Source organism: Kribbella sp. NPDC054772 (genome assembly GCF_053611945.1).
Genome location: NZ_JBSHBJ010000003.1, coordinates 385,067 through 395,679, shown reverse-complemented (window position 1 = coordinate 395,679; position 10,613 = coordinate 385,067). Strand labels below are relative to the sequence as shown.

General features: G+C 67.3%; 8 protein-coding genes. 7 read left to right on the top strand and 1 reads right to left on the bottom strand.

Annotation, left to right across the window (positions count from 1 at the left end; all coding sequences use genetic code 11):
* Positions 1 to 89: 89 nt before the first annotated feature.
* Entirely contained in the window at positions 90 to 1,538 is a 1,449-nt protein-coding gene (locus ACWGID_RS07405; RefSeq protein WP_452195377.1) for an MGH1-like glycoside hydrolase domain-containing protein, read from the bottom strand.
* 168 nt (positions 1,539 to 1,706) lie between these two features.
* Between ACWGID_RS07405 and ACWGID_RS07400 the strand changes: the two genes are divergently transcribed.
* The 7 genes from ACWGID_RS07400 to ACWGID_RS07370 all read left to right on the top strand — a co-directional run bounded on the left by ACWGID_RS07400 (position 1,707) and on the right by ACWGID_RS07370 (position 10,532).
* Positions 1,707 to 2,348: a rhomboid family intramembrane serine protease gene (locus ACWGID_RS07400; protein WP_452195375.1), complete on the top strand. Its 642-nt coding sequence runs from the start codon at positions 1,707 to 1,709 to the stop codon at positions 2,346 to 2,348.
* Between the two features lie 167 nt (positions 2,349 to 2,515).
* Positions 2,516 to 3,034, top strand: a complete 519-nt coding sequence (locus ACWGID_RS07395) for a hypothetical protein (RefSeq protein ID WP_452195373.1) — start codon at positions 2,516 to 2,518, stop codon at positions 3,032 to 3,034.
* A gap of 74 nt (positions 3,035 to 3,108) precedes the next feature.
* Positions 3,109 to 4,119 carry a LacI family DNA-binding transcriptional regulator gene (locus ACWGID_RS07390; RefSeq protein ID WP_452195371.1) on the top strand — a complete coding sequence of 337 codons (1,011 nt, stop codon included), beginning with the start codon at positions 3,109 to 3,111 and terminating at the stop codon, positions 4,117 to 4,119.
* A gap of 120 nt (positions 4,120 to 4,239) precedes the next feature.
* Positions 4,240 to 5,184 carry a carbohydrate ABC transporter permease gene (locus ACWGID_RS07385; RefSeq protein WP_452195370.1) on the top strand — a complete coding sequence of 315 codons (945 nt, stop codon included), beginning with the start codon at positions 4,240 to 4,242 and terminating at the stop codon, positions 5,182 to 5,184.
* A gap of 80 nt (positions 5,185 to 5,264) precedes the next feature.
* The gene (locus tag ACWGID_RS07380) at positions 5,265 to 6,056 is read left to right on the top strand and encodes a carbohydrate ABC transporter permease (RefSeq protein ID WP_452195369.1); all 792 of its coding nucleotides are present in this window, start codon (positions 5,265 to 5,267) and stop codon (positions 6,054 to 6,056) included.
* 31 nt (positions 6,057 to 6,087) lie between these two features.
* Positions 6,088 to 7,536, top strand: a complete 1,449-nt coding sequence (locus ACWGID_RS07375) for an ABC transporter substrate-binding protein (RefSeq protein WP_452195367.1) — start codon at positions 6,088 to 6,090, stop codon at positions 7,534 to 7,536.
* Between the two features lie 29 nt (positions 7,537 to 7,565).
* Complete coding sequence (locus ACWGID_RS07370; RefSeq protein ID WP_452195365.1) at positions 7,566 to 10,532, top strand: DUF5722 domain-containing protein; 2,967 nt, start codon at positions 7,566 to 7,568, stop codon at positions 10,530 to 10,532.
* The last annotated feature ends 81 nt before the right edge of the window (positions 10,533 to 10,613 follow it).

Below are 10,613 nucleotides of genomic sequence, written 5' to 3'. Positions count from 1 at the left end.
CACACACCACCACACCCCACACTTCACCTGCTGTTTCTCCTGGGGGGGGGGGGGGGGGGGCGCCCCCCCCCCCCCCCCCGGCCCGGGTGTTACGCCAACTGGATGTCGATCGTGTGGGCTCCGGTCAGGGATGCCGGTACGCCGTGCTCCTGGGGAGTCCCGTCGAGCTCGAAGGACTTGATGGTGCGGCCCGCGCCGTGGAGTTTCACGGTCACGGTGGCGGCGCGGTAGCGGAGACCGGTCAGGGTGACGTCACCCCAGCCCTCGGGCAGGGTCGGGGCGAAGGTGAGACCGTGGTCGTCGAAGGTCATGCCGAAGAGGCCGGTGTGCATCATGTCGATGAACGCCGTCGCTGTCCACGTCTGGTCCGGCTGCGAGTCCCAGTGGTGTTTCACGACGCCGAATCCCGCCTGGTAGCCGCCGTCGACGGCGCCGGTGTCCCCGTTGTAGATCTCCCAGAAACCGCCGCTGTCCCTGACCAGCTTGGCGAGCAGCGTGGTCTCGGTCGCGAACCCTTCCTGCTCCCCGTGCCTGGCCAGGCCCTTCGCCCAGAGGCCTTGCACGAGCGGCCAGACGATCGCGTTGTGCCGGCCCGGTTCGGCGCTGGAGTACCTGTCCCATTGCGGATAGGTGTCGGGCATGCCCCACGTCATCCGGCGCGCGTTCGAGATGACGGCCTCGGCCTGTGCGTCGTCGGCGATCCCGAAGAGCAGCGTGAACGCCAGACCGGTGCCTTCCTGGTACGCACCCGCCGTACCGTCGGCCCGGAGCTCGTAGTTGTACGTTCCGGTCTGCGCGTTCCAGAAGTGCTCGTTGACGGCTTGCTTGATCGCCGCCGCCTTCTCGCGGTACCCGTCGGCCGGCTGCCCCAGTCTCGCCGCCATCTCCGCCGCGCCGGCGTACGCGGCGTAGTACAGCGAGTTCGTGCTCAAGTACATGGACGAGACGACGTCCGGGTACGACGTACTCTCGCTCCCCATCGCCTCGCCCTGGTCAGCCGTCGGCGCCGGGAAGCCGGAGACGCCGTCGTTGAAGAACGACGGGCCGGTGAACAGACCGTACTGCGCGTTGTACCCGAAGACCGCCGCCTGCTCGCGAACGGCGAGCGTGTTCGTCACGACCTCGTAAGCGTTGACCAGGAAGTCCTGATCGCCGGTCACCAGATAGTGGTGCCACGCGCCGACAGTCCACACCACCTGGTCCCACTGCTGGCTGTCCTGCTGCATCACGAGCTTGCCTGCGGCGTCTTTCTCGACGACCGCCCACAAGGTGTTCGCGGCCAGCGCCGGCGCCAGCAGACTCGTCGCGTTCCAGCTGTTGATGGTCGCGTCCCGGGTCCACGGCTGCTCGTATCCCCCGCCGGCTCGAACCATCCCGATCGCCGGGTCCATCAGTCCGCTCCGGGCGTGGAGCTCGCCGTACGGAACGGTGTTGGTCGTCAGCAGGTTCTCGAGCGCCGCCTCGTACGTCGTACCGAACAGCGCCTGGCTCTCCGGGTCCTCGAACCGCAGCGTCGGACGCTTGTCTCTCGTTGTCATCCCCCTATTCCATCAGACCGTCAGCTGCTCGTCCCACGACTGCGAGCCGGTGACCCCGAGATCGGGCCGCAACCGGAGCAGCCCCAGTTCGGTCGCGATTTCTCTCAGGGGTCGGGGCATGACAAATGTCGGAGGTGGTCGGTGAGTTCCCGAGCTAGATTCCTCGGCGTGACTACCGAGACCGCCCCTCGCTCTCCCCTCGCGGCGCTCGCCGTCGGCCCACGCCGGCCGGTGCTGACCAGCGTGGTCTTCTTGGTGACGCTGGCGTGTGGGATCGCGCAGTTGGCGCATCGGCCGCTGTACGAGTTCGTCGTACGGGACCCGGATCGGATCGACGCGGGCCAGTGGTACCGCCTGGTCACGGCAATGTTCTTCCAGGACGGCTGGGGCCCTGGGCTGGTCTCGAACCTGGTGTTGCTGGCGGTGTTCGGCAAGCTCGCCGAGCGCACCTTCGGTCGGTGGCGGTGGCTGCTGCTGTACTTCGGCTGCGGCTGGTTCGGCCAATTCATGAGCTACGTGTGGTTCCACTCGACAGGCGCCGGCAACTCGATGTGCGTCGCCGGTCTGATCGGCGGGCTCGCCGTACTGATCCTGCTGGCTCCCCGCCGGTACGGCGTTGCGCTGCCGGTGCAGATGCGGCTCGCGGCCTTCGCCGTACCGGTCCTCGCCGTGGTCGACACCGTGCTGCAGGACAACCACGGTCTCCCTTGTCTGCTCGGTATGGTCTTGGGTTTCTTTCTCCTGCCACGGGCCGGCGCTCGGCTACAGTTCGGCGGATGCGGACAGAACTGGGGAATGTCTTCTGGGTAGGCGGTCCGGCGGGGGCAGGGAAGACGACGGTGAGTCGGCTGCTCGCGCGGAAACACGGTTTTCTTTGGTACAGCTTGGATGCGCGGTCCCTCGACCACGAGAAGCGCGCCATCGCGGCCGGACACTACGTCCCAGGCACCGATCCGGGAGCTATCGATCGTCGGCCGATGATCATCGAAGACATCCAGTCGCTGCCCGTGCAGACGTCCGTGATCGTCGAGGGTGCGTTCGTCACGCCGGCGCTGGCCGGGGTCGCCGGAAACGCCGTGTGGCTGATGCCGTCCCAGGAGGAACAGGTCGCCCGGGTGGAACACAGGAATCCAGGCGTTGATCATTCAGGGCTGATCTGGGGATGGAATCTGATCTGCGGCCAACTCGAGGGAACCGAGGCGAACGTCGTCGTGGTCGACGGCCAGACCGTCGAGCAGACGATCGCGGCGGTCGAGCAGGCGTTCGGCGCGAGCCTGGATTCCGGTCCCGCGGCACGCACGACCGACGAGCGGCGCTCCCTGCTCCGGATCAGCAATCGCTACCTCGCGGAGAACACCAGGCGCCGTACGACGCACGCCTTCGACTGCGAGTGCGCACAGCCAGGTTGTACCGCCGTCATCGAGCTCGACCCCGACGACGTCCCGCCGCTGCTCGCCCAAGCACCCCCATCGATCATCACGCCCGAACACGCCTGAAGCTGGACCACCGTCGGACAGTGGGGTCGAATCGTACGATGTGAGCTCCGCAGTTGGTTCCGAGGAGGTTGGCAGTGCCCGTGAGCATCCGGGACGTCGCGCGCGAAGCCGGCGTCTCGCTCGGTACGGCGTCGACGTACCTGAACAATCCCGACCGCGTCGCTCCGCACACGGCCAAGCGGATCCGCAAGGCGATCGACGACCTCGGCTACGTGCGGAACGAGACGGCCAGGCAGTTGCGCGCCGGGCAGAGCCGGATGCTGGCGATGCTGAGCATGGAACTGCAGAACCCGTTCTTCGGGGCGGTCGCCGAGGTGATCGAGAAGCGAGCCGCCGAGTACGGGCTGTTCATGATGCTGCTGTACGGCCACGGGGACGTCGAGCGGGACCGGCAGTACGTCGATCTCGCGGTCCAGAAGCAGGTGTACGGGATGATCCTGGCGTCGGGCAGCGCGACTCCCGACGTACTCGACCTGCTCGCCCGGCAGCAGGTGCCGACCGTCCTGATGGACGGGCACGCCGATCGCGACGGGTTCGCGTCGGTCGCGATCGACGATGTCACCGGCGGACGGCGAGCCGTCGAGCACCTGATCGAGCAGGGCTGCAAGCGCATCGCAGTGGTAGGCGGCGAGGCCGTGCTGCCCCAGATAGAGGAACGAGTCCGCGGCGCGCAGCAGGCCGCCGCCGGCCACCGCGGGGTGAGCCTGGAGATCGTGCCCACGAAGGAGCGCACGGTTGAAGCCGGACGGGCCGCCGGTCAGGAACTGGCACAGCGGCCGGCGCGCCGGCGACCCGACGGGATCTTCGCGATCAACGACCTGGTCGCGATCGGGTTGGTGGACTCGCTCGTGATCTCGGCCGGCTGGCGGGTGCCGGAGCAGGTCGCACTGGTCGGGTACGACGACATCGACTTCGCCTCGTCGACGATCGTGCCGTTGTCGACGGTCCGCCGTCCGCGGGACGTTTTCGGCCGGGCGGCCGTCGACTTCGTCCGCGAGCTCGCCGGCGCGAAGGAGCCGGGGCCGGCCCGGCACGTCGAGATCCAGCCGGAGCTGATCGTCCGCACCAGTTCGCGCCGGCACTGAAACGATTGCAAAGATCTCCCCTCAGTCCGATCCCGGACACCGCGCACACTCGCTCTTGACACGCTCAAAGGCCTCCGCAACAGTTCGCTGAAACGTTTCGGTCCAGCGAAGGAGCGAGCCATGACGGTGACTTCGACGACGGCGGCCGCGACGCCGGTGACCTCGACGCCCCGGCGACCGCGACGGTGGCGGTTCGCGGTCTATGCGACGCTCGCGCCGGTGCTGGCGACGCTCGCGGCGTTCCAGTACTACCCGGCCGTGAGCGGCATCTGGCACTCGTTCTTCGACTGGAAGCCGGTCGGTCACTCGAAATTCGTTGGGCTCGCCAACTACCGGACGATGCTCGACGACGACCTGTGGTGGACCTCGTTCCGCAACCTGGCGGCGATCTTCGTGTTCGGCGTCGTGATGTGGACCGTCCCGCTGCTGGCCGCGGAGTTGCTGATCTCGCTGCGCAACCGCCGTCTGCAGTTCTTCTTCCGCACCCTGCTGATCGTGCCGATGGCGTTCCCAGGCGTGGTGACCGCCCTGGTCTGGTCGTTCATGTACCACCCGAACCAGGGCATCATCAACCAGGGACTGAGCGCGATCGGTCTCTCGGAGCTGCGGCAGAACTGGGTCGGTAACCCGGACCTGGCGCTGATCAGCCTGCTGTTCATCGGGTTCCCGTTCGTCGCCGGGCTGCCGTTCCTGATCATCTACTCGAGCCTGAGCAACATCCCGGCGGAGCTCTTCGAGGCCGCCGAAATCGACGGCGTCGGACGCCTCCGGCGGGTCTGGACGATCGACCTGCCGCTGCTGGCCGCGCAGATCAAGCTGCTGTTCTTCCTGGCCGTCGTCGCCACCCTGCAGTACGGCTTCATGGCCTACATCGTGACGGCCGGCGGTCCGGACGGCGCGACCTCGGTCCCGGTACTGCGGATGCTCGACGTCGCGTACCAGGGCGGCGACTGGGGGCACGCCGCAGCGCTGTCGACCACGTTGTTCGTGATCACGCTGGCGTTGTCCTGCGTGGTCGTGTTCGTCCGCCGCCGCAACAGCCTGGCCGACGCGAAGGGGATGTGACCATGTTCGACACCCGCAACAGTCGTATCCGAACACGTCGCCGTACATCCAGGCGCCGCAGGCGTGGTCAGGTCGGTGTGGTGGCCGGGCTGACGGTCCTGGTGCTGCTCAGCCTCGGGCCGTACGTGTTCATGCTCGGTACGTCGGTCAAGGACAACCTGCAGTTCGCGACGAGCTACTGGTTGCCCAGCTGGCCGCTGCACCTCGGCAACTACGCGACCGCGTGGAAGCAGATCAGCCCCTACCTGCTGACGTCGTTGATCGTCGCGGCCGCCGCGATCGTCGGCATCCTGGCGCTGTCGGCGGTGGCCGGATTCGTGCTGGCCCGCTACAGCTTCCCCGGACGCCGGTTCCTGTTCGCGATGATCGCGGCGCTGATGATGGTGCCGAGCATCTCCAGCCTGATCCCGCTGTTCGTGATGATGCGCAACCTCGGCCTGCTGAACACGTACGCCGTCCTGATCATCCCGCACGTCGCGGGTGGAGTGGTGCTCGGCACGATCCTGATGAAGACGTTCGTCGAGGGCATCCCGCAGTCGATGTTCGACGCGGCCCGGACCGACGGGGCCGGCGGGGTCAGGATGTTCACGTCGATCATGCTGCCGCTGTCGATGCCGGTGATCGGCACGATCGCACTCGTCACCGTCAACGGCGTCTGGAACGACTTCTTCTGGCCGCTGCTGACGATCACCAAGGACCAGTACCGCACGGTGTCGGTCGGTCTGCTCTTCTTCCACGGCCAGTCCGGCACGGACTACGGCCCGATGTTCGCGGGGTACACGCTGGCGAGCTTGCCGTTGCTCGTCGGTTTCGTCCTGCTCTCCAAGCACTTCCTGGCCGGTGTCCAGGGCGGCTTGCCCGGCAGTCACTAGAGCACCTCTCAATCTCCAGAAGGGAAGACCGATGGCGAGACTGCACGTCGCCCGCGCGCTGTCCGGCGCCGTGGTGGCCGGTTTGCTGACACTCACCGCCGCCTGCAACGGCGCGGGAGCCGGTGGTGGCGGTGACCAGGTCACCATCACGATCGCCGGCCCGAACCAGTGGAACTCCGACCCGAAGAGCTTCGGGCCGGGCTGGGACGACCTGGTCACGCGGTTCGAGGCCGCCGAACCGAACATCAAGGTCGAGACGACCGTGCTGCCGATCCCCGGCTTCATCCAGACGTTGTCCACCCAACTCACCGCCGGTACGGCGCCTGAGCTCGTCTTCAACCAGGCGCCGCACCAACCGGATCAGGTGCTCCCGCTGGACGAGTACCTGGACAAGCCGAACCCGTACGTCCCCGGCAACCAGCACTGGATCGACATCTTCAACCCCGACCAGTTCGGGCCGAAGTCCGGCAAGGTGCGCAACGCCGCCGGGCACTACGAGTGGGTGCCGTTCAACCTGGTGACGATCGGCCTCTACTACAACCAGGACGCGTTCGCGAAGGCCGGCGTACAGGCACCGCTGACGACGTACGGCGACTTCGTGGCTGCGTGCCCGAAACTCAAGGCGGCCGGGTACGCGCCGCTCGCGATGGACAACGGATGGCTCGGACAGGGCTGGACCTACACCGTCGTGATGGGGATGCTCGCGGACAAGTACTTCGACCGCTGGAACCAGTTCGACGCCAACGGCAAACCGGGCAAGGCCGCACAGCTCACCGCGAAGTCGGTCGCGAAGGCAGTGCTGACCGGCGAGCTGGATCCGACCAAGACGCCCGAGGTGGCCGAGGGGCTGCGGTTGATCAAGGCGATGTTCGACGCCTGCGCGACGCCGAACTGGTCCGGGATCTCCGGTGGGGCGTCGTTCGTCGGCGGTGACGACTTCGTCGGCGGCAAGGCGGCGATGGCCTGGGGGACGAACTTCGCCGACGCCGGCCTGGACAAGGTGTCGTGGAAACACAGCACGATGCCGTTCCCGACGATCGCGCCGGCGGACAGCAAGCTATCGGACGGTACGCCGGCACGGTTCGGCGCGGACACCGGCGGGACGTCGTACATGATCCCGTCGACGACCAGCGGGAAGCAGCTGGACGCCGCGGTGAAGTTCCTGCAGTTCGCCAGCAGCACGAAGGGCGGTCAGGCGTGGCTGGACAAGTCCGGCGGTATCCCGGCGACCAAGGACGGTAAGGCCGCGCCGGGCTTGCAGGGGTTGATGAGCGGCGAGTGGTTCAAGCACCCGCCGCGGGCCACGGGCCTCGACATCCAGCCGAAGGCGCTGGCCGGCAAACCGTCGTACGACGGCTATCTGCTCGGGACCAAGAGCGAGGCCGACACGCTGCAGAAGCTCAAGGAGAACTGGATCACGGCGGCCAAGGAATCGGCCAAGGACGCGGGCTGGACCGAAGCCTGGGCGCAGACGAAGTGACCGCATTCACCCGAGTTCGAGGAGTAGCGATGAGCAGATCGATCGGCTCCCTCAGGAGCCTGCTGGCCGGGGTGGTCCTGACCGCCCTGGCCGCTGGGGGCCTGGTGACGACGGCCGCCACGACGGCGGCCGCGGCGCCGCCGTCCGGGATCACGAAAGTACGGGCCACCGACCAGGCGATCCAGGTCGAGGGCACGGCCGACCCGAGCACGGACGTGTCGGTGTACGCGCTCGGGATGGAGCAGGAGGACTCCGCCTGGTCCGGCATCACCCCGGTGGCGACCGTCAAGTCCGACGCGGCCGGCGCCTTCAGCGCCTCCGCCCCACGCCAGGGGTACTACGACAAGTACGTCGCCGTCGCGAACGGCGCGATCGTCGGCACCGATCGTCAGGTCGACGACCTGCAGATGACGCCGACGAACACCTACCCGTATCCGACCAGCCCCACGAAGAAGGGGCTGCAGGTCCAGATGACCGCGGACGCCGAGGAGCTCGGTGTCGGCCACGCGGCGATCAACGTCCCGTTCAACACCCTGATGCAGGTCTCCGACGCCGGCGCGGGCAAGTCCGTCCCGTTCGTCTCGAACGGCCGGACGTTCTACTTCGACGCGGCAACGGTCAGCGGGCTCGACCGGCAGATCAAGCCGCTGTCGGACAACGAGACCGTGGTCAACCTGATCCTGTTGCTCTACCGGGACGACCGCGCGAACTCGAGCTGGTCCGTGCTGATGCACCCTGACGCCGACCTGAGTGGTGGCCCGGTGTTCGCGTTCAACACCAAGACCGCCGAGGGCATCGCCTATTACACGGCCGCGGTCGAGTTCCTCGCGCAGCGCTACACCCGGACCGACGAGCGCTACGGCCGGGCGACCGGCTTCATCGTCGGCAACGAGGTCGACGCGCCGTGGATCTGGCAGAACATGGGCAACAAGACGATCGACGAGTTCCTGAAGTACTACGAACGCGCGCTCCGCATCACGTTCCTGGCCACGCGCGCGGCGTACAGCGAAGCCCGTACGTACGTCTCGCTGACGCACTCGTGGAAGCAGGCGGTCGCGAACAATCCGAGCCAGTACTACCCGGCCAAGGACGTCGTCGATCACCTGAACGCACTCACCAAATCGCACGGCGACTACCCGTGGAACGTTGCCTACCACCCCTATCCGCACGACCTGACCGACCCGAGGTTCTGGAACGACCCGAACACCACCAATGATCCGGACACCAGTCCCGAGATCACCTTGCGCAACATCGAGCTGCTACCGCAGTACCTGCAGCGGCCCGAGCAGACGTACGACGGTCAGCAGCGCCGGATCATCCTGTCCGAACAGGGCTGCAACACCCCGAACGCGACCGCCGAGGCCGAACGCAACCAGGCCGCCTGCTACGCGCTGGCGTACTACAAGGTCGCGTTCAACCCGGGCATCGACTCCTTCATCCTGCACCGGCACGTCGACCACCAGGGCGAGGGCGGACTGCGGCTCGGCCTGTGGTGGTGGGACGACACCGTCAACGCGCCGGCCGCACCGAAGAGCAAGAAGCTGGTGTACGACGTCTTCCGCATCATCGACACGAGCAAGTCCTTGGAGGTCTCGAAGTTCGCCCTCGACACGATCGGCATCAAAGACTGGTCCGAACTCGTACCGAACTGGGACCCGTCGAAGCTGGCGGTGCGCGCGAACCCGACCACGGTCGGTGCGAGCCGGACGGCGATGCCGCGCCAAACCAAGACGTTGATGGACTTCACCAACGACACCCAAGGCTGGCGTGTGTCCGATGCCGCGGATGCTGTGACCGCGACGGACGGCGTACTGCGGACCAACTTCACCTGGGAGTCCGGGTACGCCGCGCAGCTCGGACAACTGTGGCGAGGCACGGACGTCGTACTGCCCACTCCGATCGACACCGGTGGCGCGCAGGGCCTGAGCGTGAAGATCAGGATTCCCGCGGATGCCGCCGTCGGCACGCGCTACGTCAAGATCAAAGCGTACGGCGAGAACGGCAAGGTGATCGAGGGCGCGACCCGGCTCGACGACGGTGGCGACTGGCAGCGCGCGACCATCGATCTGTCCGGTTGGACCGGCAAGATCAGTCGGATCAAGGTGTGGGTCCGTGGCAGTACGCAGGCCACGTGGAGCGGGCACTTCGACCTGGACGACGTACAACTGGCCGGTGCGCTCGCCGGAGCGGACCGGACCGGGAACTTGACTCTCTCGGCCGAAGCACCGGAGGGAATTGGCACCGGGAAGCCGGTCCATGTCACTGTTCGCAACGACGACCTGCGCCCGGTCAGTGATCCGGCCGAGGTGAAGCCCTGCGACGGAGTGACGCTCAGCCCGGCGGTCCTTCCCACCAGCGGCGTCGCGCCGGGTACGACGGTGACGCTGGACGCCACGGTTGCGAAGTCGGCGCCGGCGGATCCGTACCACCCGAGCCTGTGCTTCCGGGTCGCCGGATTCGACTACCGCGTCGCGGTGACCGTCCCGCCGAAGCCGGTCCCGGTCGCGAAGCCGGTGTTCGACTTCGACGACGGCACGGTGCAGGGTTGGCAAGCCGGATCAGGTATGGCGTCGGTGTCCGCGGTATCGAACATCGCGAACGGTCCCGGCGTACCCCAGGCCGGTTCATACGCGCTGGACGGCGCCTCGACCGTGTCCTCGTCCCTCCAGCCCAAGACGATGTACGTCGACCCGTCCGCGCCAGTCGACCTGTCCGCGGCGAGAAGGGTCGTGGTGTGGGTGAACTCGTACGGCGGAGCGCCCAACTCGACCGGTTACGAGGTCACGTTCACGCTGCGGTCGGGGACGTCCGTCCAGACGATCACCCAGCCGTACTCGGCCGACCGGTGGAATCAGGTCAGCCTCGACGTGTCGAACTGGGCGGGTCGCTCGTCCATCGATCACGTAGAGGTGACCATGCACGCGGTGGGCGGCGACTACCCGAACTGGGGCGCCCACTTCCAGGTCGACTCCCTCGGGTGGTTCGACACCGTGTAAGACCGCCGGGGGGGCGGGGGCGGCGGCGGGGGGCGCGGGGCCAACACCGCGCCCGCGCACAACGAAAAGAGACGCGCGAGC

Bases quoted from the DNA above. Each gene is read 5' to 3' on its own strand.
- ACWGID_RS07375 (WP_452195367.1), top strand. From the start codon at position 6,088: ATGGCGAGACTGCACGTCGCCCGCGCGCTGTCCGGCGCCGTGGTGGCC.
- ACWGID_RS07370 (WP_452195365.1), top strand. From the start codon at position 7,566: ATGAGCAGATCGATCGGCTCCCTCAGGAGCCTGCTGGCCGGGGTGGTC.
- ACWGID_RS07385 (WP_452195370.1), top strand. From the start codon at position 4,240: ATGACGGTGACTTCGACGACGGCGGCCGCGACGCCGGTGACCTCGACG.
- ACWGID_RS07395 (WP_452195373.1), top strand. From the start codon at position 2,516: ATGATCATCGAAGACATCCAGTCGCTGCCCGTGCAGACGTCCGTGATC.
- ACWGID_RS07405 (WP_452195377.1), bottom strand. From the start codon at position 1,538: ATGACAACGAGAGACAAGCGTCCGACGCTGCGGTTCGAGGACCCGGAG.